23 protein-coding genes and 2 tRNA genes are annotated in these 21,313 nt (G+C 67.6%); 16 read left to right on the top strand and 9 right to left on the bottom strand.

The genetic code is table 11. The annotated features are described in order from the left end of the window. The first annotated feature begins 46 nt into the window (after nucleotides 1-46). The 3 genes from GGR25_RS08320 to GGR25_RS08310 all read left to right on the top strand — a co-directional run bounded on the left by GGR25_RS08320 (nucleotide 47) and on the right by GGR25_RS08310 (nucleotide 4,901). Nucleotides 47-2,353, top strand: coding sequence for an EAL domain-containing protein (locus tag GGR25_RS08320; protein ID WP_183398274.1), 2,307 nt, complete (start codon nucleotides 47-49; stop codon nucleotides 2,351-2,353). Nucleotides 2,354-2,454: 101 nt separating this feature from the next. Beyond that, nucleotides 2,455-3,513, top strand: a complete 1,059-nt coding sequence (locus GGR25_RS08315; protein WP_183398273.1) for an aldo/keto reductase — start codon at nucleotides 2,455-2,457, stop codon at nucleotides 3,511-3,513. A 71-nt stretch (nucleotides 3,514-3,584) separates the two neighbouring features. Next, a complete protein-coding gene (locus GGR25_RS08310) occupies nucleotides 3,585-4,901 on the top strand; it encodes a hypothetical protein (RefSeq protein WP_183398272.1) in 1,317 nt (438 codons plus the stop codon). Between the two features lie 72 nt (nucleotides 4,902-4,973). Here the strand turns inward: GGR25_RS08310 and GGR25_RS08305 are convergent. Beyond that, nucleotides 4,974-5,048, bottom strand: a tRNA-Gln gene (locus GGR25_RS08305). A gap of 147 nt (nucleotides 5,049-5,195) precedes the next feature. Between GGR25_RS08305 and GGR25_RS08300 the strand changes: the two genes are divergently transcribed. Continuing rightward, nucleotides 5,196-5,272: transfer RNA gene (locus GGR25_RS08300), tRNA-Pro, on the top strand. Between the two features lie 70 nt (nucleotides 5,273-5,342). Here the strand turns inward: GGR25_RS08300 and GGR25_RS08295 are convergent. From GGR25_RS08295 to GGR25_RS08285, 3 genes are all read right to left on the bottom strand, one after another. Beyond that, a complete protein-coding gene (locus tag GGR25_RS08295; RefSeq protein WP_183398271.1) occupies nucleotides 5,343-6,059 on the bottom strand; it encodes an invasion associated locus B family protein in 717 nt (238 codons plus the stop codon). Between the two features lie 56 nt (nucleotides 6,060-6,115). Continuing rightward, a complete protein-coding gene (locus GGR25_RS08290; RefSeq protein ID WP_183398270.1) occupies nucleotides 6,116-6,649 on the bottom strand; it encodes an invasion associated locus B family protein in 534 nt (177 codons plus the stop codon). A 75-nt stretch (nucleotides 6,650-6,724) separates the two neighbouring features. Further along, nucleotides 6,725-9,016 carry a heavy metal translocating P-type ATPase gene (locus tag GGR25_RS08285; RefSeq protein ID WP_183398647.1) on the bottom strand — a complete coding sequence of 764 codons (2,292 nt, stop codon included), beginning with the start codon at nucleotides 9,014-9,016 and terminating at the stop codon, nucleotides 6,725-6,727. Between the two features lie 80 nt (nucleotides 9,017-9,096). Between GGR25_RS08285 and GGR25_RS08280 the strand changes: the two genes are divergently transcribed. Next, nucleotides 9,097-9,519, top strand: coding sequence for a MerR family transcriptional regulator (locus GGR25_RS08280; RefSeq protein ID WP_183398269.1), 423 nt, complete (start codon nucleotides 9,097-9,099; stop codon nucleotides 9,517-9,519). Between the two features lie 33 nt (nucleotides 9,520-9,552). Here GGR25_RS08280 and GGR25_RS08275 read toward each other — a convergent pair whose 3' ends face one another. After that, nucleotides 9,553-10,476, bottom strand: a complete 924-nt coding sequence (locus GGR25_RS08275) for an SMP-30/gluconolactonase/LRE family protein (protein WP_183398268.1) — start codon at nucleotides 10,474-10,476, stop codon at nucleotides 9,553-9,555. Between the two features lie 194 nt (nucleotides 10,477-10,670). Here GGR25_RS08275 and wrbA point away from each other — a divergent pair, with 194 nt between their 5' ends. Both wrbA and GGR25_RS08265 read left to right on the top strand, forming a co-directional pair. After that, nucleotides 10,671-11,288, top strand: coding sequence for an NAD(P)H:quinone oxidoreductase type IV (gene wrbA / locus GGR25_RS08270; RefSeq protein WP_183398267.1), 618 nt, complete (start codon nucleotides 10,671-10,673; stop codon nucleotides 11,286-11,288). 127 nt (nucleotides 11,289-11,415) lie between these two features. After that, nucleotides 11,416-12,372 (top strand): MBL fold metallo-hydrolase, encoded by a 957-nt coding sequence (locus GGR25_RS08265; protein ID WP_183398266.1) that lies wholly within the window; start codon nucleotides 11,416-11,418, stop codon nucleotides 12,370-12,372. Here GGR25_RS08265 and GGR25_RS08260 read toward each other — a convergent pair. Then, entirely contained in the window at nucleotides 12,359-13,222 is an 864-nt protein-coding gene (locus tag GGR25_RS08260) for a DUF1499 domain-containing protein (RefSeq protein ID WP_183398265.1), read from the bottom strand. The genes GGR25_RS08265 and GGR25_RS08260 overlap by 14 nt on opposite strands. Before the next feature lie 284 nt (nucleotides 13,223-13,506). Here GGR25_RS08260 and GGR25_RS08255 point away from each other — a divergent pair, with 284 nt between their 5' ends. Both GGR25_RS08255 and sugE read left to right on the top strand, forming a co-directional pair. Continuing rightward, a complete protein-coding gene (locus tag GGR25_RS08255) occupies nucleotides 13,507-13,683 on the top strand; it encodes a hypothetical protein (RefSeq protein ID WP_183398264.1) in 177 nt (58 codons plus the stop codon). 120 nt (nucleotides 13,684-13,803) lie between these two features. Then, on the top strand, nucleotides 13,804-14,124 hold the full coding sequence (sugE, locus tag GGR25_RS08250) for a quaternary ammonium compound efflux SMR transporter SugE (protein ID WP_183398263.1): 321 nt from the start codon (nucleotides 13,804-13,806) through the stop codon (nucleotides 14,122-14,124). 6 nt (nucleotides 14,125-14,130) lie between these two features. Here the strand turns inward: sugE and GGR25_RS08245 are convergent, their stop codons facing one another. Together GGR25_RS08245 and GGR25_RS08240 are read right to left on the bottom strand one after the other, a co-directional pair. Further along, nucleotides 14,131-14,739 (bottom strand): LysE/ArgO family amino acid transporter, encoded by a 609-nt coding sequence (locus tag GGR25_RS08245; protein ID WP_183398646.1) that lies wholly within the window; start codon nucleotides 14,737-14,739, stop codon nucleotides 14,131-14,133. A gap of 84 nt (nucleotides 14,740-14,823) precedes the next feature. Further along, entirely contained in the window at nucleotides 14,824-15,561 is a 738-nt protein-coding gene (locus GGR25_RS08240) for an SOS response-associated peptidase (protein WP_183398262.1), read from the bottom strand. A gap of 121 nt (nucleotides 15,562-15,682) precedes the next feature. Between GGR25_RS08240 and GGR25_RS08235 the strand changes: the two genes are divergently transcribed. From GGR25_RS08235 to GGR25_RS08215, 5 genes are all read left to right on the top strand, one after another. Next, on the top strand, nucleotides 15,683-16,090 hold the full coding sequence (locus GGR25_RS08235) for an NUDIX hydrolase (RefSeq protein WP_183398261.1): 408 nt from the start codon (nucleotides 15,683-15,685) through the stop codon (nucleotides 16,088-16,090). 176 nt (nucleotides 16,091-16,266) lie between these two features. Continuing rightward, nucleotides 16,267-16,665: a TIGR02301 family protein gene (locus GGR25_RS08230; RefSeq protein ID WP_246409361.1), complete on the top strand. Its 399-nt coding sequence runs from the start codon at nucleotides 16,267-16,269 to the stop codon at nucleotides 16,663-16,665. A gap of 157 nt (nucleotides 16,666-16,822) precedes the next feature. Beyond that, nucleotides 16,823-17,071, top strand: a complete 249-nt coding sequence (locus GGR25_RS08225; RefSeq protein WP_183398260.1) for a hypothetical protein — start codon at nucleotides 16,823-16,825, stop codon at nucleotides 17,069-17,071. 115 nt (nucleotides 17,072-17,186) lie between these two features. Further along, a complete protein-coding gene (locus tag GGR25_RS08220; RefSeq protein WP_246409358.1) occupies nucleotides 17,187-17,873 on the top strand; it encodes a hypothetical protein in 687 nt (228 codons plus the stop codon). Nucleotides 17,874-17,930: 57 nt separating this feature from the next. Beyond that, nucleotides 17,931-18,335 (top strand): VOC family protein, encoded by a 405-nt coding sequence (locus tag GGR25_RS08215; protein WP_183398259.1) that lies wholly within the window; start codon nucleotides 17,931-17,933, stop codon nucleotides 18,333-18,335. 7 nt (nucleotides 18,336-18,342) lie between these two features. Here the strand turns inward: GGR25_RS08215 and GGR25_RS08210 are convergent, their stop codons facing one another. Beyond that, nucleotides 18,343-19,677, bottom strand: coding sequence for a dihydroorotase (locus tag GGR25_RS08210; protein WP_183398258.1), 1,335 nt, complete (start codon nucleotides 19,675-19,677; stop codon nucleotides 18,343-18,345). A 116-nt stretch (nucleotides 19,678-19,793) separates the two neighbouring features. On the opposite strand from GGR25_RS08210, the gene ygfZ reads away from it, so the two are divergent. Both ygfZ and GGR25_RS08200 read left to right on the top strand, forming a co-directional pair. Continuing rightward, nucleotides 19,794-20,681, top strand: coding sequence for a CAF17-like 4Fe-4S cluster assembly/insertion protein YgfZ (gene ygfZ, locus GGR25_RS08205; RefSeq protein WP_183398257.1), 888 nt, complete (start codon nucleotides 19,794-19,796; stop codon nucleotides 20,679-20,681). Beyond that, the gene (locus GGR25_RS08200; RefSeq protein ID WP_183398256.1) at nucleotides 20,678-21,280 is read left to right on the top strand and encodes an HD domain-containing protein; all 603 of its coding nucleotides are present in this window, start codon (nucleotides 20,678-20,680) and stop codon (nucleotides 21,278-21,280) included. The genes ygfZ and GGR25_RS08200 overlap by 4 nt, the downstream gene beginning before the upstream one ends. The last annotated feature ends 33 nt before the right edge of the window (nucleotides 21,281-21,313 follow it).

Genomic DNA, 21,313 nt, shown 5'->3' with positions numbered 1-21,313 from the left:
AACCTGTATAGGCGCAATCTCCACTTCGGCAGAAAGAGTGATTGACGTGCACACTTCCGTCGAGGAGATCCACGAAGACATCGACCACGCCACGCAGTATTGCGATATACGCGATCTGCTGGCGTCCTGGCGGCATCACGCCAATGCGGGTCCGGTCGATGCCGCCACGCTGCGCGCGGAGTTCGCCCCCATCGCCGACCGGCTGATGGGGCTGTTCGAGGCAGACGGCGACCTCGTCTATGATCATGTCGGCCGGTCCGTTTCCGCGATTTTCAGCCATTTGCGGGCCGGATTGAAGGTGTCCGAGATCGACAATGCCGGCATGCGCCTGTTTGCCGATCGCTATTGGCGCATCCTTGAAGACGGAAAGCCCTCGCTCTGCCTGCAGCAGCGCTTCGGATCGAGCGCGATGGGCGTCAACGAGCGGCTGATCCTCCCGGTGCGGATCGACGGCCACCGGGGGCTGCTCATCTATGTGCGCAGCAGCGAGACCGAAAACGAACTTCTGCGCGCGGTCTTCCATGCCAGTTCCGATTCGATCACGGTCATCGAGGCGGTCCGGGACGAGGCCGGCAGCATCATCGATTTCCGAACCGTCGCTGCGAATGCCGAAGCGGGGCGCCGTCTCGGCGAGGCCGCCGATTCCCTCATCGGATCGCTCCTGACGGTGCGGTTCCCGTTTGCGCGGGCCGTCGGCGCGCTCGACCGCTTCATTGCCGCCGTCGAGACGCAGCAGTCCGGTTCATTCGAACTCAGCTATGTCCAGAACGGAATGGCCACCGACCGGCTCTTCCGGTTCATGCCGTGGGGCGAATATGTCACCATCACCGGGGTCGATATCGGTCCGGAAATCGCCGCGCGGCGCGCCATCGAGCACAAGCACGACGAATTGCTGAGTGCGCATGGCCTCCTCGAGCGGCACGCGATCGACCTGAAGGCGAGCAACGACGCCCTGAAGAGAACCACCGTCGAACTGCGCGAAGAAATCCGGCGCAACAAGATCCTGGAGCTCGAGCTCATCCATCTCGCCCAGCATGACGGTCTGACAGGCGCCCCCAACCGCAGCTATTTCGAGACCCGTTTCGAGGAGGCGCTCCTGGAAGCGGCACGTGACGGCAATCGCCTCGTGCTTTGCGTGGTCGATATCGACCGCTTCAAGGAGATCAACGATCGCTTCGGCCATGCTGGTGGCGACGAGGTGCTGCGTGAGGTGTCGCGCCGCCTCGCTGCGGCGGTCGGCAAGGCCGGCGTCGTCGGCCGCATGGGCGGCGACGAGTTTGCCGTGATCCTCACCGGCCCCAACGACCGGCGCGCGATCGAGGATGCCGTCGAACACCTCGTCCGTGCCGGGATGGCGCCGTTCACGATCGAGTGCCGGGAGGTGCCGATCAGCCTCTCCGTCGGCGCCGCCCTCTATCCCGACGACGGACAGATCGCCCGCGAGCTGACCGCCGCCGCCGATATGGCCGTCTATCGCGCGAAACGCGATGGTCGCGGCCGTCCGGTCTTCTTCGAGCCCACGCTACGCCTGCAGGCCGAGCGCATCTATCGCCTCATCGGAAGGCTCGGCGCCGCGATCGAGCGGGGCGAGATCATTCCTCACTACCAGCCCCTGCTCGATCTGCGGACAGGGCAGATCGTCGGATTCGAGGCGCTGGCCCGCTGGCGTCATCCCGAGCGCGGGCTGCTCTCTCCGGTACATTTCGCGGAGGCGCTCGATGTCCCGGACGTCGCCCAGGCCATGACGCGCCGCATGATCGATGCGATCGTCTCGGACATCAAGGAGTGGAGCAACGATGCCGTTCCCGCGCATGTCAGCGTGAACGTGACGAGCTTCGATCTGCGTCAGCCGGAGTTCGCGTCGGAGATTTCGGAGAAGCTGTGGGAGAACGGCCTGTCGAGCCGGCAACTCGCGATCGAGGTCACGGAGACCACGGTGCTGTCGCGCGATGCGGACCGGATCGCCGAGACGCTCGGCGCGCTGCAGGCCCTGGGCTTTTCGGTCGCCCTTGATGATTTCGGCACAGGCTTCGCCTCGCTGAGCCATTTGCTGAAGCTCCCCGTCAACAGCCTCAAGATCGATCGCTCCTTCGTCGCCGACATCGAGACGAGCGCGAAGACCACGGCGCTGGTGCGCTCGCTCGTCTCACTCGCCGGTGCGCTGGGCCTCGACATCGTGGCCGAGGGTGTCGAGACGCGGGAGCAACTGGATCTCCTGCGCGCCCTCGGCTGTCATCTCGTCCAGGGCTATCTGATCGCCGAGCCGCTGCCGGCGAGTGAGGTCCCCCGCTTCACGCGCAATTTTGCGTCCGGACAATCCGACCGGCGCCTGTCCGCGCGGCGCGCCGTATAGACGACCGCCCGGCTTTCGCTACGATGGCGGCGGAACGCCGCCATCAGCGGCACGCGTGCGCCGCTGCATCGCGGACGCCAGAGGCTCAAGGGAGAAATGCCATGGAATACAGACAGCTGGGCCGCTCCGGCCTGCGCGTCTCGACGCTGACGCTCGGGACCATGACCTTCGGCGGGCTGGGGCCGTTCGCCAATGTCGGCTCGACCGATGCGGCGGGCGCCGGCCGGCAGATGGCCATGGCGATCGACGCGGGCGTCAATTTCATCGACACGGCCAATGTCTATTCGAACGGCGTCTCCGAGGAGATTATCGGCGAGGCCCTGCCGGTTCCGCGCGACAAGGTGCTGCTCGCCACCAAATGCCGCATGACGATCGGGCCTGGCCCCAATGACGGCGGCGCGTCGCGCTATCACATCATCGCGGAACTGGAGAAGTCGCTGCGCCGCCTGCGCACCGACTACATCGATCTCTACCAGCTCCATCAATGGGACGGCCGGACTCCGCTCGAGGAGACGATGGAGGCGCTGGATACGCTCGTGCGCTCCGGCAAGGTGCGCTATGTCGGCGCGTCGAACTATTCCGGCTGGCACCTGATGAAGGCGCTCGCAGCGTCGGACCGGCACAATTTCCAGCGCTATGTCAGCCAGCAGATCCACTATTCGTTGCAGGCCCGCGAGGCGGAGTACGAACTCCTTCCGATCACGATCGACCAGGGGCTCGGCACGATGATCTGGAGCCCGCTGGCGGGCGGATTGCTGTCGGGCAAATATCGCCGCGGGATCGAGCCGCCGGCCGGCTCGCGCCATCTCACCGCATGGAACGAGCCGCCGGTGCGCGACCAGAGCCAGCTTTACGACATCGTCGAGGAACTGGTCACGATCGCCGCCGACCGCGACGTCTCGGGCGCGCAGGTCGCCCTCGCCTGGCTCCTCGGCCGCCCCGGCGTGACGACGCTGATCATCGGCGCGCGGACCGATGCGCAACTCGCCGACAATCTCAAGGCGGCGAGCCTGACCCTGACCGCCGACGAGCGCGCCCGCCTCGACAAGGCCAGCCAGCCGCCCCTGCTCTATCCCTACTGGCACCAGGCGGCCACGGCCTCCGAACGCCTGTCCGAGGCAGACCTGTCCCTGATCGGACCGTTCCTGAAGAAGAGCTGAGGCACGTCGCGTGAAGTCCGTGCCCAATTGGGCCCCATGATGTGATCCGGGCATGCGTGCTTGAGCGGCCCATGACCGGATCGAGACCACCGGAAGAACGCAGGATCAACGTGAAACTGACAAAGCCTACACTGAAGACCGCTCTCGTCGTCCTGCCCTTCCTTGTAACCCTCATCTTCATATGGCGCTTCGCAACACCCACACCGCTGACCGATGAGTGGATCCTTGTCTACAATGCGATGGTCGCCCAACATGCTTCGTTCAAGAACATCCTGGCGATCATCGGGGCCCTAGGCTGGAAGATCAATGATCACCCGCTGATTGTACCGAACCTGATCTATCTGACCATCGCGCCCGTCTTCGGCTTCGACGCGCGTGCCATGGTCGCCATAACAGCTGCTTGCTTTCTGGCCGTTGCCCTCGCCCTGGCGCGCTCCGGACTGTCGCTCGTGGCAGCGCTGCTGGCCGCGCTGATTCTCGCGAGCCCTGCGCATTTCATGGAATTTCAGTGGGGCTTCCAGTTCACGCTGACGCTGTCCATCTGGCTGCCGGTAATCGGTCTCGTCGTACTCGACCAGGGAACGCGAGAAGGCCGGATCGATCTGCGCTCTGCCCTAATCTTCGCGATTCTCGCGGCGCTCGGCGTGCTGTCCTCCGCGCCGGCCGCTTTCAGCCTGATCGCCGCCGGCGCGTTGATCGCGCTTAAGCCATTGCCCCGACGCGAGAAGCTGCTGGCAATCCTGGTGTTGGCCGCCGCGTTCATCGCAGTCGCCCTTGTGCTGCACGCCATCAGCGGGGGTGGCGATCAGGGCAGTCCCGCCCCTGTCGCCTACTACATCCTGACGGCGATCGGCGGCGTGCTGTTCAGTTCGCCCCTTGTCCTGAAGCAGTTCGGGTTCGACCTGCGATCCGCCACCGGGCTCGTTCTTGTCATCACCATGTTGGCGCTCGGTCTCTTCGCCGCAGTCAAGGGCCGCATCAGCGCCCTTGCCCTCCCGGCTGCGCTGACGCTCTACAGCGTCGCGCTGCTGGGTGCAGTGGCGGTGATCCGTGGCTATCTCGGCAATTGGCATATCCAGATGGCCGTTCCCGTCCTGCTCGCGGCGATCGTTCTCGCCGATCGGGCGTGGACGGCCGGTGCCCTGCCGGCACGCACCGGCGCCCTTGTCATCTTCGCCATCATCGCATTCGGCGTCGTCGGGGTCTGGAACGGCTTCACGGTGGAAGGGCCCGCCCATGCGCAATATGCCCAAAACGTCACAAACTATATGCGGAACATCCGCAACGCCCCCGCCGAGAAGCCATTTCCCGGCAACTGGGATGTGGCGCCCGAGATGGTCGACTTCCTGAAGAAGAAGGGCAATCCGTCCTTCGCGGACGAGAAATAGAGCCGATGGCGGAGAGGCCCTGGCGCACGGGGATCGACGCGACCGAAGCCGGCGACCATCACACTGAAAGTCTGGCTGGGGCGGAAGGATTCGAACCTTCGAATGGCGGTACCAAAAACCGCTGCCTTACCACTTGGCGACGCCCCAGCAGGTGGCACGCGCGGTGCCGGCCGGTTCGGCTCGTATAGCGTTTCGACTTTTCCCCCGCAACGGCGTTCGCTTCGTCCACAGGCTTTGCATTCGGTGCTTGCGGGCGAATGGCACGGCGGCTATATACCGCCTCGCCGGTGGTCACGGAGTGTAGCGCAGCCTGGTAGCGCACATCGTTCGGGACGATGGGGTCGCAGGTTCAAATCCTGCCACTCCGACCAACGCGCTTTCCCCCGATATACCGAGTTGTTGATTTCCCGCCTGGGGCGGAGCGAAACTGCGCTTTGCCGTTCAGACGCCGAGTTTGTCGAGCGCTGCGGCGAGACCGTCGGGCAGGAAGTCGAAGGTCACGGCGCGCCCGCCCCGAAGCATGATTTCCGTCCGGGCAGTGCCGGCCTTGCGCAGATCGGCGAGGAAATCGCTCGCGAGCTTTGCTCGAACCTCGCAGGAATGCGGGCCGCAGGAATCGAACGGCACGACCTTGGCGCTGCCGCTGCCGAGCTTCAGCGACATGCCGCGGCTGACCATCACGTCGGTCGGCGTCGTCCAGACGGCAACGAGACCGTCCTTGCCCTTCTCGATGGTCCAGGATGTCTCGAGATCGGTCTCGCCCGCGAGGGTGAGGCTCTGCGTGGCGGTGCAGAAGGCCGGCGTGGCCCCGTCGCAGGCCGCGCGCCAGCCCACCGGCGGCAGATCTGCCTCGGCCTGCGGGGCCTGCTCCGCCTCCCCCACCGCGATGTGCAGCGGCGCCGTCGCCGGGATCGAGCCCGTCGTCTCCCGGTCGAGCAAGGCGGGGTCGGGCGGCGGCGCGACCGCGAGCATCGCCTGAGGCTCGCTCGATCCGCCGAAGCCGATAGCGGCGACAAGATTGCGGACGGCCCTGAGCGTCCCGTCGGATTGCCACAGCACCAGCGCAAAGAGGAATGCGATCACGCACAACGCCTCGACGATCCGGTTGAGGATCGGTCGATCGCGCCGCGGTCCCTCGTCGTCGAGCGAATCAGCCATGCGCCGATCCTGCACGCAGCCGATTCGCGTGGTCAATCGCGCGGGATGGGATGGCACTATTTGATCCGGCCATAGGCGTCGGTGAAGCCGGCGAGCGGCATGACGAGCTTGATCGGCGCCTTTTCGAGATTCTGGAAGACGATGTCGAGTTCGTTGCCCTTCGACAGCGCACTCAGCAGATCAGCGGGCAGCGGCGCGCCGGCATAGCAGCCGCCGCCGTCGCAGGTCTGGATCGGCAGGCTCCGCCCCTTCGCGCCGTCGACCGCGAGCGTGACGCCCGATTCGATCGACAGCCCGAGCGGCACGCGCACCATCAGGACGGGCTTGCGCGTATCGGCCGGCACGCGGATCGTCACGGAGGCCACGATCTGGCCGGTCTGCTTGAGAACCGCGCGCTGCTCCATCCGGCATTCGAGCGTCGCGTCGCGGGCGGGCGCCTGGCAGCTGCTGACCCAGCCGGGCGGCGTCGCCTGCCCCGCCCCGCCCAGCGTCGGCAGCGCGTCGTCCTGCGCTGCCGCAAGGGCCGCCGTCCCGGCCAGCGCCAGTGCAAAGGCCGTCGCGGCCAGTCTCGTCATCGTCCCGCGGATCATGTCGCGAATCCCCCTTGGTTGGCGCCAGTCTGCCGGTCGGCGGCGGACACGCAAGTGGAGAGATGTGTCCCCGTCTCAGGTCCTGCGGCCAAATCCCAGCAGCGTCAGCGCATTCAGCGTCACGAGCACGGTGGCGCCCGTATCCGCCAGGATGGCCGGCCAGAGGCCGGTGATGCCGAGGATCGTCGTCACCAGGAACACCGCCTTGAGCCCCAGCGCGATCGCGACGTTCTGGTGAATGTTGCGAAGCGTCCGCCGCGCGAGGCGGACGAGCTCGGCAACGTCGCCGACGCGGTCGTTGAGGATCGCCGCATCGGCGGTTTCGAGGGCGACATCCGTGCCACCGCCCATCGCGATCCCGATATCGGCCGCCGCCAGCGCCGGCGCATCGTTGATGCCGTCGCCGACCTTGGCGACGCGGTGCCCGGACTGCTGCAATTCCTTGATGATGCCCTGCTTGTCGGCGGGCAGCAGTTCCGCGCGCACGTCGAGGCCGAGTTCGGCACCGACCGCATCGGCCGCGCGACGATTGTCGCCCGTCAGCATGAGGGGCTCGATCCCCATCTTGCGCAACGCGGCGAGGCCGGCCTTCGCGTCGGGACGCGGACCGTCACGCATCGCGAGGAGGCCCGCGGGCACACCGTCGACCGTGAGCACGGCAATGCTCTTGCCCTCGCCGGAGAGCGCATGCGCCCGCGCACCGAGCGCCTCGGGCAGCGACACGGCGCCCGGCGCGCCGAGGAAGAGGCGACGTCCCTCGACCGTGCCTTCGACGCCCTTGCCTGCGAGCGCCGCGAGCGCTTCGGCATCCGGCACGGCGACACCATCGGCAGCAGCCCGGGCGAGGATGGCGCGGGCGAGCGGATGGCTCGAGCCGGTCTCGAGCGCCGCGGCGAGGCGCAGCACCTCGCGCTCGTCGAACCCGGCCGGCACGATGTCGCTGACCACGGGCATGCCCAGCGTCAGCGTTCCGGTCTTGTCGAAGGCCACGCGATCGATGCCCGCGAGCCCTTCGAGCACGGCGCCGCCCTTCATCAGCAAGCCGCGCCGCGCGCCATTGGCGAGGCCGGCCGCGATGGCCGCAGGCGTCGAGATGACCAGCGCGCAGGGGCAGCCGATCAGGAGGATGGCGAGGCCCTTGTAGATCCACTCATCCCACGAAGCGCCGAGCAGCAGCGGCGGCAGGATGGCCACCAGCGCGCCGACGACGAGCACGCCGGGCGTATAGAAGCGCGCGAAGCGGTCGATGAAGCGCTCGGTCGGCGCCTTCGCCTCCTGCGCCTCCTCGACGAGACGGATGACGCGCGCAATCGTATTGTCGGTGGCCGCCGCGGTTACCTTCACGCGCAGCACCGCGTCCTGGTTGATCGTGCCGGCGAAGACATCGTCGCCGATGGTCTTCTTCTTCGGCACGCTTTCACCGGTGACCGGCGCCTCGTCGACACTGCCCGTGCCCGCGAGGACGATGCCGTCGGCCGCGATGCGGTCGCCCGGGCGCACCTGGATCACAGCGCCGACGACGAGCGTCTCGGCGCCGACCTCGACAAGGCCGCCGCCCTGCTCGAGAAGCGCGGTCTTCGGCAACAGCGTCGCCAGGCTGCGGATCGAGGCGCGCGCACGGCGCGCTGCCGCGCCCTCCAGCATCTCGCCGATCAGGAACAGGAAGACCACCATGGCGGCCTCCTCACTGGCGCCGATGCAGACCGCACCGACCGCGGCGATCGTCATCAGCGTCTCGATCGAGAAGGGCGTGCCATAGCGGGCGCCGGCGAGCGCCCGCCGCGCGATCGGCACCAGGCCGACCAGCATGGCGAGCGCATAGGGCCAGTGGCCGAGGCCGGGCGCGAACCGGGTGACGAGGAAGGCGACAGCGAGGGCCAGCGCCGCCAGCAGCGTCAGCCGCGCCTTGGGCGTCTGCCACCAGGCGAGCTCGCCATCCTCGGCGTCGTCATGGCCGTGCATCCCGGCGAGGGCCGACTCGCCCCTGCCGTCATCATGGCCAGCATGGTCATGACCTGCGTGGTCGTGGCTTGCGTGGTCGTGGCCCGAATGATCGTGGGCCGCATGGCCGTAGTCCTCATGATCATGCGCATGATCGTGATCCTCGACCGGCGCGGCAGGCACCGCCGCACCGGAGCGCGGGGCCGCGGTTATGCCATAGCCGAGCGCCCGCACGCTGGAGGACACCGGCCCCTCGATCGCGGCATCCGGCCGCCGCTGGACGACCAGCGTGCCTGCCGTGACGGAGACCGAGACATCCTCGACACCCTCGATGCGCCGCACCGCCCGGTCGATCTTGGCGGCGCAACCCGCGCAATCCATGCCCGTGACACGGTAGCGTTCCTCGATCTTCTGTGCGGCACCCATCATCCGGTTCCCGATTCTTGCAAATCCTGACGATGACGCTACATCCTCCAGTGACTAGAGGATCAAGGACAAAATCGACCATGCATGCGATCTCGATCGGCGCGGTCTCACGCGAGACCGGCATCAAGGTTCCGACCATCCGCTATTATGAGGATATCGGGCTGCTGCCCGCTCCCGACCGGACGGAAAGCAACCGCCGAACTTATGACGCCCAGAGCATCCAGCGGCTCCGCTTCATCCGCCATGCGCGCGATCTCGGCTTTGAAGTCGAGGCGATCCGGCAATTGCTCGATCTCTCCGACCAACCCGACCGCTCCTGCGCCGAGGTCGATGTGATCGCGCGGGCGCATCTGTCGGAGATCGACGACAAGATCGCGCGCCTCACGGCGCTCCGCAGCGAGGTCAAGCGGATGGTCGAGGAAGGCGAGCACGGGCGCGTCGCGCAGTGCCGCGTGATCGAAGTGCTCGGCGACCACGCCGGCTGCCTGCATGAACGGCACTGAGGGCGCCCGTCGACCGGGCGCCCGCCACGCGGTTCAGACCTTGGGCCGCAATGCGCCCTGGGTATTCAGATAGACCGAATAGAGGCTCGTCGTGCCGCAGATATACATGCGGTTGCGCTTGCGGCCGCCGAAGGTGACGTTCGCGACGACCTCGGGAATGAGGATCTTGCCGATCAGCTTGCCGTCCGGCGTGAAGCAATGGACGCCGTCGGCGGCCGAGCTCCAGATATTGCCGTGCACATCGACGCGGAAGCCGTCGAACAGGCCCTGGTCGCAGGTCACGAAACGACGGCCGACGCCGACGCCCTTGCCATCCGAATTGACCGGATAGGCGCGGATGTCGGGCGAGCAGTCGGGCTTGTGCGTCAGACCCGTGTCGGCGACGTAAAGGATCTTCTCGTCCGGGGAGAAGGCGAGGCCGTTCGGGCGCACCATGTCGGTGATCACCGCCGTGACGCCGCCGTTGGACGGATCGATGCGGTAGACGTTGCAGGCGCCGATTTCGGAGACGGCGTAATCGCCCTCATATTCGCCGTCGATGCCGTAGGTCGGGTCCGTGAACCAGATCGACCCGTCCGACTTGACGACGACGTCGTTCGGCGAATTGAGCTTCTTGCCCTCGAAGCGGTCGGCGAGGATCTTGCGCGAGCCGTCATGCTCGATGCGGGTGACCGCGCGGCCGCGATGCTCGCAGGCGATGAGCCGGCCCTCGAGATCGACTGTATGGCCGTTCTGGTTGTAGCACGGGGTCTGGAAGACGGAGACCGAGCCGTCGGTCTCGTCGTAACGCAGCAGCCGATCGTTCGGTATGTCCGACCAGATCAGATATTTGCCGGCCGCGAAATAGGCCGGGCCCTCGGCCCAGCGCGAGCCGGTCCACAGTTTTTCGATGTGCACGTTGCCCATGGCGTAACGCCGGAAACGGTCATCGAGCACCAGGAAGTCCTTGTCGAGCATGTTTCCTCCCGAACGTCTTGTCTCGAACCGCCGGGAGCATAGGACAAAGCGGCAGGGCCGCAAGGGCGGGCGCGATCGATTGAGAGCCAGACAATCCCGCAAACAGACTGTTCACCGAAGCACGGCTTTGCAAATCGCGCGCATAAGACGATCTACGGTGCACCGCATCACACGACGAACTGAAGGAGAACGTCATGACCAAGGTTCTGGTCCTTTACTATTCGGCCTATGGCCATATCGAGAAGATGGCCGAGGCCGTCGCCGAGGGCGCCCGTTCTGCCGGCGCGACCGTCGATATCAAGCGCGTGCCGGAGCTGGTTCCGGACGACGTGGCCAAGGCGTCCTACTACAAGATGGACCAGGCTGCCCCGGTCGCCACCCCGGCCGATCTCGAGGGCTATGACGCCATCATCGTCGGCGCCGGCACGCGCTACGGCACGGTCGCCTCGCAGATGCGCAATTTCTGGGACCAGACCGGCGGCCTCTGGGCGCAGGGCAAGCTGGTCGGCAAGGTCGGTTCGATGTTCACGAGCTCGGCCACGCAGCATGGCGGCCAGGAGTCGACCATCCTCGGCTTCATCCCGACCTTCCTGCATCACGGCCTGATCTATGTCGGCCTGCCCTACGCGTTCCAGGGTCAGATGGGCGTCGAGCAGGTGAAGGGCGGCTCGCCCTACGGCGCCTCGACGATCACCGATGGCGACGGCAGCCGCCAGCCTTCCGAGATCGAGCTCGAGGCCGCCCGCTACCAGGGCGCCCACGTCGCCAAGATCGCGGCGAAGGTCTCGGCTCCGGCTGCGGCGAACGCCTGATCACAGGGATCGCGACGCCGCGCCCCTCCTTCAGACGCGGCGCGCGTCAGACGCCCCGGCCACTGGCCGGGGCGTTTCTTTTTGAGGGCGGGTTGATCTGGCCGGCAGCCCGACCCAACTTGCCGCCATGACCGACCCGACATCATCCCGTGCCGAATCATCCAGGAGCGACGACATCGCCTTCGAGCGCGACTTCGATCCGCGCTACGGCGTCGCCGTCGAGATCCTGCCGGGCGTGCGCCGCATCACGGCGCCGAATGCGAGCCCGTTCACCTTTCACGGCACCAATAGCTATATCGTCGGGACGGGCGAGGTCGCGATCATCGACCCGGGTCCCGACGATCCCGGCCATATCGACGCCCTGGTCGCTGCGACGCGCGGCGAGCGCGTGCGGCACATCATCGTCACGCATACCCACCGCGACCACAGCATGGGCGTCGCCCGCCTCAAGGCAGCGACCGGCGCGGAGACACTCGGCGAGGGACCGCATCGCCTGTCGCGGCCCGGACGCGACGGCGAGAGCGGCGTGCTGGACGCCGGCGGCGACCCGGATTTCATGCCGGACCGCAGGATCGTCGACGGCGCGGTGATCGCGGGATCCGGCTACAGCCTGACGGCGCTTGCGACGCCCGGCCATGCCGCCAATCATATGGCGTTCGCGCTGGACGGGACCGACCACCTCTTTTCCGGCGATCATGTCATGGGCTGGTCGACCACCGTGGTCGCCCCGCCGGACGGCTCGATGGCCGATTACATGGCCTCGCTCGACGTGCTCGCGGCGCGGGGCGAGTCGATCTACCTGCCGGGGCACGGCGCGCCGCTGCGCAACGCGCCGGCCTTCGTCCGCGCGCTGAAGGCGCATCGCCGGCTGCGCGAGGCCGCTATCGCGGAGCGCATCGCCCGCGGCGACCGGACCATCCGCGAGATCGTGGCCGTCATCTATCGCGAGACGCCGGCGGCGCTGCACGGCGCCGCGGCACTGTCGGTGCTGGCGCATATCGAGGATTTGGTCGCGCGGGGCCGCATTCGCCTCGTCTCGGGCATCGGCCTCGACGGGATCTACGAGCCCGTCAGCGACCGTTGATCGGCGAGGGAACCGGCAGCGGCGGCAGATCCTGCGCGTCGCCTCCCGCCTGACCGTCGCTGTCTGCATCGTCCATCCCGCCCTCGGGCTCGGAAACGCCCTGCAGCGCCGTGTCGAGCGCGGTGAGGAAATCGCGGATGCGGCGCGCATTGTCGCCGAGATCATGCGCGCCGACGCGCGAGGCCGAGCGCATGTCGACCAGCGCGCCGTCCTCGTCGCCGATCACGCGGATGACGATATCCACCGGCAGCGCGAGGACCATCGTCGAGCCCTCCGCCTCGATCCAGCCGACCTCGTTGTCGGTGTCCGGCGCGCGGCGGTCCGTCACGTTCCAGCCCTGCGCAGCGACGAGCGCATCCACCGACTGAAACACGCGTTCAGGCGACAGGGGATAATGGCGCGCGACGATATCCGGATAGGCCACGGCCTGCTCCGCACGGAGCCGGGGGCCCGGCAACGGGCGCATGGTGACGGAATCGGGCGCAACGGTGAACAGCGGCGGATCGGTGCCGTCGGTCGAGACATCCGCCAGGCGCGGGAGATGGATCATCTCGGTGACGACGGCGGCGGGCAGCAGGAGGACCAGGCCTGCCAGTACCGCCGCCCACATGGCGGCACGGAAACCGGCGGCGCCGTCGATCCAGATCGCCCGGAAGGCGAGCACGGCGAGCACGAGCGCCGCGGCGGCGAGCGCCCAGGCGATGCCGATCGTCGCGAACAGCGGCGCGATGTCGATGAAGCGATAATGATGCAGCAACGCCGCGAGCAAAAGCAGCGGAACGGGCAGCGCCGCGAAGCGGAGCGCCCAGGGCGCCGAACGGGCCAGCCTTTGCGATGGGCGAGCAGTCATCGTGCCGGTCCGGAACCACTCCACGCGAGGTCGAACCGTCGTAACACGGCGCTGCCGCATGCGCATAGCCGCAACACGACGGTTCGGCGCTGTTGCGTTCTTGCTGCACCCTTCTCACGTAATGCAATAGTTCTACGCATGTTTTGAAGATGGATGAGGTTCGTTAACCGGATAACAAAACATGAATCTGCCATATTGGGGCGGCATAGGCGCCGACCCGCGAGCCGGCCGGCATGAAAATGGTCGGACAGCGGATCGGAAACGTTCAGGACTATCGACGCATCATGGCCAAGCAAGAACACCCGCAGTTCAAGAGCCGCGCTCAACGAGAGCAAGAGCAGGATCTTCGCGCCAAGTATGGCGAACTCGGCAATCCCGAACTCGTCGAGGCGCTGAAGCACCAGAAGCGCAAGGAGCAGCACCAGCCGCAGATGCAGGCCGAGACGCCGGACCGCGACTGAGCGCCCGCTTGTGCGGCCTTGACCGGCCGCTCCCAGCCTCCATATGAAATCCAGCGGACGGGGACGACCCCGTTCGGCATGTTTGACGCGGGGACGACCCTGCCAGCGGAGATATTCGCCATGGCATGGCTCCTCCTTGTCGTCGCCGGTCTGTTCGAGATCGGCTGGGCTGTCGGCCTGCGGACCACCGAAGGTTTTACGCGGCCCATTCCGACGATCCTCACCGTTCTTGCAATGATCGCGAGCGTCGCGGCACTGGGGCTTGCCCTGCGCTCGCTTCCACTCGGCACCGCCTATGCCGTCTGGACGGGCATCGGCACGGTCGGAACCGTCGCCTTCGGCATCCTCTACTGGGGCGAATCGGCGAGCCCGGCGCGGCTTGGCGCGATCGCGCTGATCATCATCGGCATCGCCGCGCTCAAGCTGACCGCCGACGCCTGATCGCGGTCAGAACACCTGCGCGAGCAAGGATAGGGCGATCGAGGCCATGATGATCGCGATCGCCCCATCCAGGATGCGCCAGGCGGCCGGCCGCGCGAAGAGCGGCGCCGCAAAGCGGGCGCCGAAGCCGAGCCCATAGAACCACACGGCCGAGGCCATCGCGGCGCCGGCACCGAACGCCACGCGGGCCGCGCCCGCATGGCGCGCCGACAGCGAGCCGAGCAGCACGACCGTATCCAGATAGACATGCGGGTTGAGGAAGGTGAGCGCGGCAGCGGTCGCCAGAGCCGTGCCGAGGCGCGACTGCGCCGCCGAGGCAGCCGACAGATTGCCCGGATGCAGCGCCCGGCGCAGCGCCATGGCGCCATAGGTCAGCAGGAACGCCGCGCCCGCGAGCGTCACCACCCACAGGAGCCCCGGCGAGGAGCGCACGAGCGAACCGACCCCGGCGACGCCGAACGAAATGAGCAGCGCATCGGCGAGAAAGCAGAACGTCGTGACGACGAAGACCTGCCGCCGCGCCAGCCCCTGCCGCAGCACGAAGGCGTTCTGCGCGCCGATCGCGACGATGAGGCTCGCGCCGAGCAGGAAGCCTTCGGTCGCGGCGGCGAGCATATCCATCTGTCCGATCAGTCTTCGAAAGGGCGCCTCCCATAGCCGCGGCGCGCGGCCATGGCAATGGGCGGTTCCTGTTGCCGCTCAGAGCAGCTTCAGCTGCGTCTCCGACGTCGGCGCGGCGGGCTCTGCCGGCCCGGTTGGCACGATCAGGGCGGGATCGTCGAATCGCGCCGTGTTGACGCGCGGATCCACGGGGACGGCGCTGAAGGTGCCGGGCGGCGCCGGGCGAAGGATGTCGCCAAGGCCCGCCTCGTCGGCGCCGCCGAGCCCCAGCCAGCGGTCATAATCCTGCGGCTCGACGACGACGGGCATGCGGTCATGCAGCGCGGCGACGTCGTCATTGGCGGCGGTCGTCAGGATCGTCGCGCTGTCGAGAAGGTTGCCGTTTGCATCGGCCCATTCGTCCCACAAGCCTGCGAAGGCGACGAGCTTGCGCTTCGGCGCCAGATAATAGGGCTTGCGGATGACGGTCGCCTTGCCGCTCCGGCCGACCGCCGGCGCCTTCAGCCATTCATAGAAGCCGGAGGCCGGGATCAGGCAACGGCGATGGCGGAAGGCGCCGCGAAAGGCCGGCTTGGTCGCCGCCGTTTCGGAGCGCGCGTTGAAGAACAGCGGCAGCGCCGCCATGTCCTTGGTCCAGGACGGGACCAGCCCCCAGCGCACCAGCGCGGCCTCGCGCCCTTCCCTGCCCGCGCGGATGACGAGGATCGGCTGAGTCGGGGCGATGTTGTAGCGCGGCGGGAACCACTCGATGCGGATCATCGAGAATTCCGCCTCGACATCCTCCGGCTTCACCGCCAGCGCATAGCGACCACACATCTCGTTCCGCTCCCTTGGAGCCTCTCCCGCGTCCCCAGCGATTCATATAGGCTCCGCCGCCGCGCGCCAGCGCCTGAGCCGAGATGGCCGGGCCGCGCGCCGACCGGGAGAACCATACCGCATGCCAGAAACCCGCCGCCCGCAACTCGGCGTCAGCGTCGCGATCTGGCGCGAGGAGCGGGTCCTGCTCGTGCGCCGCGGCCATGAGCCATTCCTCGGCGCCTGGTCGTTGCCGGGCGGGCGGGTGGAATGGGGCGAGCCGCTCGCCGCCGCCGCCCGACGCGAGGTTATGGAGGAGACGGGCCTCGCGATCGGCGCGCCGCGGCTTGTCGAGACGCTCGACGCGATCGCGCCCGGCGAGCCGCCGTCGAGCCATTTCGTGATCATCGTCTTCACGGCCGAGGCCGATGGCGAGCCCCTCGCCGCATCCGACGCCGCCGAGGCCGGCTGGTTCGAACCGACCGAGCTCTCCGCGCTGACGACGACGCCGGACCTCGAACGGATCGTGCTGCTGTCCCGCCGCCGCTGAGCTATGGCCGGGCTCGGTCCGAATCCCGAATCGCGACAGCGAGTTCCGTGTTCCCTTGGATCGCCGCTATGCTCTATCTTCCGGCCGCGTCGCGATATCGCCGGACGATCGGTTCGCGGCCCCCTCGCGGGCCGGCCGGCGAGCGATGCGCGACAGGCGACAGCAATGGACGGCGGATGATGCGCCTTCGTGACCCGAGGACAGGAAGGCTCCGCGCCGCGGCGTTCGCGCTGCTTCTGCTCGCGCCCCTCCCGGCGACCGCCGCCGAGGGCGACCCGCCTTATGAAGAATCGCTGGTCCGTCTCTCGGAAATTCTCGGCGCGCTGCACTATCTGCGGCCGCTCTGCGGGGCCGAGGAGCCGACGCTCTGGCGCGACCAGATGGAGGCCCTGCTCGCTGCCGAGGAGCCGCCGCCCGAGCGGCGCGGACGCATCGTCAACGCCTTCAACCACGGCTATTCGAGCTTCGCTGCGCTTTACCGCACCTGCACCGCCGCCGCGGCGACGGCCGTCGAACGCTATATGAGCGAAGGCGAGCGACTCACCCGCGACATCACCACCCGGTATGGCCGCTAAGCGGGCATAACAGCGTTAACCAAATTTACCAGAATCTTAGGTCCGCGTTAACCTCCCCTTCAGGATAATGCTCCTGCGCGAGTCGGTGCGTGCTAGCTTTGCCGGGTGGGCGATTCGTTTTCCGTCCAACGGTCACGAACGGAGGCCAACCGACGCCATGGATGCAGACCGCGAAGCCATCGAAATTGCCGAGCAGAAGCGAGCCGCGCTCGCCTATCTGACGGAAGCCTGGGATGAGGCCATCGCGGAGGGTATCGAGCCCGACATTCTGGCGCATGCCGCCCTGTTCACGGCGCTCGCCGACCTGATCGATACTTATGGCGAGGACGCGGTCGCAGACCTCACCGTCTCCCTGCCGGATCGCGTCCGCCGCGGCGAGTTCACGCTGCTGCGCACGGTCCAGTGATACCCGCGCTCCCGGCTTGCCGGGAGCGTCCCCCTGCCCGCAACAATGACCCCGCCTTGCTTTCGCCGCGCCTACGGGTCCTGTAGATAGGAAGCGGACGAGCGAGGAGACCAAGATGATCGCACGTTGCGGGTTGTTGATTGCCATCGGCATGAGCCTGGCCATGGCCGGCGTTCCGGCGGCTTTTGCCGCCGCGCCGATCACCGATGGCAAGCAGGTCCCGACCCTCACCATCCCGATCGCGCCCGACCCTAATGACGGGGCGGACGAAAGCACGCCGTCCGGTCCCGTGCCGGATGCGCCGGCTCAGCCGGCATCCGCCGACGAACCCGTCCCGACGGTCGAGTACGACCTTTCCAAGCTGCCTGCCCCGGTGAAGGCGCTGCGCGACAGGATCCTCGCCGCAGCGAAGACCGGCGACATGGAGCAACTCCGCCCGATCATGCAAGGCGGGTCCCATCCGCCCAATCTCGGCGCCGACGAGGGCGACACCAAGGACCCGATCGCCTTTCTCAAGGGCATTTCCGGCGATCCTGACGGACGCGAAATTCTCGCCATTCTCAGCGAGGTGCTCGAGGCCGGCTATGTCCATGTCGACGTCGGCACGCCGCAGGAGCTCTATGTCTGGCCCTATTTCGCGCGCTATCCGCTCGACAAGCTGACGCCGCCGCAACTGGTCGAGCTGTTCCGCCTGCTGACCTCGTCCGACTATGACGAGATGAAGACCTACGGCGCCTATCTCTTCTACCGCGTCGGCATCACGCCGGACGGCCAGTGGAGCGAATTCCAGGCGGGCGACTGACGCCTTGACGCTCGCGATCGTTCATGTTTTGTTCCTGATCGAACAGGAGAAACAGTCATGCAGCTGCATCGCGGGCGCTTGGTCGACCATATCCAGCTCGTCGTCGCCGACATCAAGAAGAGCCAGGCCTTCTATGAGGCCGTGCTCAAGGTGATCGGCGTGCCGGTCGTTCCCGGGCCTGAATTCTTCTACGCCGACGAGCTCTTCGTCTCCGAGGGCGAGCCGCGGACCGGACGCTGCCACCTCGCCTTCCAGGCGCGCGATACCGCGACGGTGGACGCCTTCTACGCGGCCGGGCTTGCGGCCGGCGGCACCGACAATGGCGCCCCCGGGCTGCGGCCCTATCATCCGGACTATTACGCCGCGTTCCTGCTCGATCCGGACGGCAACAATATCGAGGCCGTCTATCACGGCCCGGCCGATTATTCCGCCGCCTCGGTCGTGATCGAATTCCCGGATTGATCCCGCCTCAGCTGCGCGGCATCGCTTCCTGGAACAGGACGGGTTCGCCGCGCGAGGGGCCGACGAGCGCGCCGTCCCAGACCACCATATTGCCGCGCACGACGGTGCCGACCGGCCAGCCATAAACATGACGCCCGTCATAGGGCGTCCAGGCGGCGCGGGAGGCGATCCAGCGATTGGTGATGGTCTGGCGGCGCTTCATGTCGACCACCGTGAGATCCGCATCATAGCCGACGGCGATGCGGCCCTTGCGGGCCATGCCGAACACCCGCGCGGGACCGGCCGAGGTCAGGTCGACGAAATGCTCGAGCGTCAGGCGGCCGGCATTCACATGGTCGAGCATGATCGGGACGAGCGTCTGCACGCCGGTCATGCCCGAGGGCGACGCCGGATAGGGCTTCGCCTTTTCCTCAAGGGTATGCGGGGCATGATCGGAGCCGAGCACGTCGATGACGCCGCCCGAAAGGCCCTTCCAGATGCCGGCCCGGTGGCGCGGCGCCCGCACGGGCGGGTTCATCTGGATCAGCGTGCCGAGCCGCGCATAGTCGTCCGCGGACAGCGTGAGGTGATGCGGCGTCGCCTCGCAGGTGACGAGATCCTTGTGGCCGGCGAGGAAGTCGATCTCCTCGGCGGTCGAAATGTGGAGGATGTGGATGCGGGCGCCGAAGCGGCGGGCGATCGAGACGAGGCGCTGCGTCGCCATCAGCGCGGCCGTCTCGTCGCGCCAGACGGGATGCGAGGCGGGATCGCCCTCGACGCGCAGCGGCTTGCGCTCCTCCAGCCGCATCTCGTCCTCGGCGTGGAAGGCGGCACGGCGGCGGGTGCGCTTCAGGATCTCGGTGATCGAGGCATCGTCCTCGACGAGAAGATCGCCCGTCGACGAGCCGATGAACACCTTGATGCCGGCGGCGCCGGGCAGCCTTTCGAGGTCGGGGATATCGGCGACATTCTCCCGCGTGCCGCCGACCCAGAAGGCGAAATCGCAATGCATGCGATGGCGTCCGCGCAGGATCTTGTCGGCCAGCGCCGCGGCGTTGGTGGTCGTGGGCTTCGTATTGGGCATCTCGAAGACCGTCGTCACGCCGCCGAGCACGGCAGCGCGCGAGCCCGTTTCGAGATCCTCCTTGTGCTCGGCGCCGGGCTCGCGAAAATGCACCTGGCTGTCGATCACACCCGGCAATATATGGAGGCCGGTGCAATCGACCACGCGGCCGGCCCGGCGCGGATCGATGTCGCCGATGGCGACGATGCGCCCACCCGCCACCGCAATGTCGCGGGTGCCGATGCCGTCCTGGTTGACGACGGTTCCATTGCGGAACAGGAGTTCGTAAGTGTCGCTCATGGCTGCCCTCCCCAGGTCCCTGCCCTACAGCTTTCCTCGCCGAGCCGAACCGTTGAACCGGCTTAAGGAAGGGCGCGAGGTCGCACAACCCCGCGCCGCGCATGGGAACCATGCCGATGCGTAATGGGTCGCATGCAAGGCTCCGCGATCGCGGCGTGGTGCGGATCGCCGGCCCCGACAGCGAGGGCTTCCTGCAGAACATCGTGACGAACGATATGGCGCGCCTGGCGCAAGGCGAGCCCGGCTTTGGTGCGCTGCTCTCGCCGCAGGGAAAGATCCAGACCGACTTCCTCGTCGCGCCCGACGGCGATGGTTTCCTGCTCGACCTGCCGCTCGAGCGCGTCCCCGATTTCGTGAAGCGCATGACGCTCTATCGGCTGCGCGCCAAGGTGACGATCGCCGATGAGAGCGCGGCGCGCGAGGTCGTGGCGTTCTGGGGCGGAGACAAGCCGGCGGTCGATGGCGTCGTCTTCGCCGACCCGCGCCTCGCCGCGCTCGGCTGGCGCGCGATCCTCCCCAAGGAAGCCGCGCTCGCCGGTGCGGGCTCGGATGAAGTGGACGAGGCGGCCTATCACGCCCACCGCATCCGTCTGGGTGTCCCCGAGGCCGGGCGCGACTTCGCCTTTGGCGACGCCTTCCCGCATGACGCCGACATGGACGATCTCGGCGGGCTCGATTTCCGCAAGGGCTGCTATGTCGGCCAGGAAATCGTCTCGCGCATGCAGCATCGCGGAACGGCGCGGCGGCGGGCGGTCCTTGCACGCGGCGCGGCGCCGCTGCCGCCGGCAGGCACAGCGATCGAAGCCGGCGGGCGCGCTGTCGGGGCGCTCGGCAGCGTCGACGGAAGCGCGGGCATCGCGCTGGTCCGCCTCGACCGGGCGCGCAGCGCCATGGACGACGGCGTGCCGCTCGTCGCGGATGGCGTGACGCTCACCCTGGCGCTGCCAGCCTTCGCGCATTTCACCTGGCCCCAGCCGGGCGCAGGTGACGAGGGTGCGGCATGAGCGGGACCGCGGCCCGTCCGCGGGTCTGGCAGCGCATGCTCTCCGGCCGGCGGCTCGATCTCGCCGACCCCTCCCCGCTCGATGTCGAGATTGCCGACATCGCGCACGGCCTCGCCCGCGTCGCCCGCTGGAACGGCCAGACCCATGGCGCGAACGCCTTTTCGGTCGCGCAGCACTCCGTCCTCGTCGAGGCGATCGCCGCGCATGCCAATCCGGCCCTCACCGAAGCCGACCGGCTGGCGGTGCTGCTGCATGACGCGCCGGAATATGTGATCGGCGACATGATCTCGCCGTTCAAGGCGATGGTCGGCGGCGAATACAAGGCGATCGAGGCGCGGCTTCTGGCGGCGATCCATATCCGCTTCGGCCTTTCCGCCGTGCAGCCTGCGGCCCTGGTCAAGGCAATCAAGGCGGCCGATCGCGTCGCCGCTTTTTTCGAGGCGACCCGTCTCGCCGGCTTCGCGGAGAGCGAGGCGGCGCAGTTCTTCGGCCGCCCGCGCGGCATCGACATCGCCACGCTGCCGATCGAGCCCTGGCCGACAGCGGAGGCGGAGCGCCGTTTCCTCACCCGCTTCGGCGCGCTCTATCCCGGGACCTGATCGGATCGCGCCGCGCGCTTTTGGGATGACCGC

It is taken from the genome of Kaistia hirudinis, assembly GCF_014196455.1.
In the GTDB taxonomy this organism is placed as follows: Bacteria; Pseudomonadota; Alphaproteobacteria; order Rhizobiales; family Kaistiaceae; genus Kaistia; species Kaistia hirudinis.
The sequence above is the reverse complement of the archived record's forward strand: the minus strand, read 5'-3'. Positions and strand labels throughout refer to the sequence as shown.

Excerpts from the sequence above, each read along its gene's own strand:
- GGR25_RS08275 (WP_183398268.1), bottom strand. The coding sequence starts at position 10,476 with ATGCTCGACAAGGACTTCCTGGTGCTCGATGACCGTTTCCGGCGTTAC.
- GGR25_RS08220 (WP_246409358.1), top strand. The coding sequence starts at position 17,187 with ATGATCGCACGTTGCGGGTTGTTGATTGCCATCGGCATGAGCCTGGCC.
- GGR25_RS08310 (WP_183398272.1), top strand. The coding sequence starts at position 3,585 with ATGACCGGATCGAGACCACCGGAAGAACGCAGGATCAACGTGAAACTG.
- GGR25_RS08245 (WP_183398646.1), bottom strand. The coding sequence starts at position 14,739 with ATGCTCGCCGCCGCGACCGAAGGCTTCCTGCTCGGCGCGAGCCTCATC.
- GGR25_RS08280 (WP_183398269.1), top strand. The coding sequence starts at position 9,097 with ATGCATGCGATCTCGATCGGCGCGGTCTCACGCGAGACCGGCATCAAG.
- GGR25_RS08235 (WP_183398261.1), top strand. The coding sequence starts at position 15,683 with ATGCCAGAAACCCGCCGCCCGCAACTCGGCGTCAGCGTCGCGATCTGG.
- GGR25_RS08285 (WP_183398647.1), bottom strand. The coding sequence starts at position 9,016 with ATGGGTGCCGCACAGAAGATCGAGGAACGCTACCGTGTCACGGGCATG.
- GGR25_RS08210 (WP_183398258.1), bottom strand. The coding sequence starts at position 19,677 with ATGAGCGACACTTACGAACTCCTGTTCCGCAATGGAACCGTCGTCAAC.
- GGR25_RS08215 (WP_183398259.1), top strand. The coding sequence starts at position 17,931 with ATGCAGCTGCATCGCGGGCGCTTGGTCGACCATATCCAGCTCGTCGTC.
- GGR25_RS08230 (WP_246409361.1), top strand. The coding sequence starts at position 16,267 with ATGATGCGCCTTCGTGACCCGAGGACAGGAAGGCTCCGCGCCGCGGCG.
- wrbA (WP_183398267.1), top strand. The coding sequence starts at position 10,671 with ATGACCAAGGTTCTGGTCCTTTACTATTCGGCCTATGGCCATATCGAG.
- GGR25_RS08225 (WP_183398260.1), top strand. The coding sequence starts at position 16,823 with ATGGATGCAGACCGCGAAGCCATCGAAATTGCCGAGCAGAAGCGAGCC.
- GGR25_RS08240 (WP_183398262.1), bottom strand. The coding sequence starts at position 15,561 with ATGTGTGGTCGCTATGCGCTGGCGGTGAAGCCGGAGGATGTCGAGGCG.
- GGR25_RS08200 (WP_183398256.1), top strand. The coding sequence starts at position 20,678 with ATGAGCGGGACCGCGGCCCGTCCGCGGGTCTGGCAGCGCATGCTCTCC.
- sugE (WP_183398263.1), top strand. The coding sequence starts at position 13,804 with ATGGCATGGCTCCTCCTTGTCGTCGCCGGTCTGTTCGAGATCGGCTGG.
- GGR25_RS08290 (WP_183398270.1), bottom strand. The coding sequence starts at position 6,649 with ATGATCCGCGGGACGATGACGAGACTGGCCGCGACGGCCTTTGCACTG.
- ygfZ (WP_183398257.1), top strand. The coding sequence starts at position 19,794 with ATGCGTAATGGGTCGCATGCAAGGCTCCGCGATCGCGGCGTGGTGCGG.
- GGR25_RS08260 (WP_183398265.1), bottom strand. The coding sequence starts at position 13,222 with ATGACTGCTCGCCCATCGCAAAGGCTGGCCCGTTCGGCGCCCTGGGCG.
- GGR25_RS08265 (WP_183398266.1), top strand. The coding sequence starts at position 11,416 with ATGACCGACCCGACATCATCCCGTGCCGAATCATCCAGGAGCGACGAC.
- GGR25_RS08315 (WP_183398273.1), top strand. The coding sequence starts at position 2,455 with ATGGAATACAGACAGCTGGGCCGCTCCGGCCTGCGCGTCTCGACGCTG.
- GGR25_RS08255 (WP_183398264.1), top strand. The coding sequence starts at position 13,507 with ATGGCCAAGCAAGAACACCCGCAGTTCAAGAGCCGCGCTCAACGAGAG.
- GGR25_RS08295 (WP_183398271.1), bottom strand. The coding sequence starts at position 6,059 with ATGGCTGATTCGCTCGACGACGAGGGACCGCGGCGCGATCGACCGATC.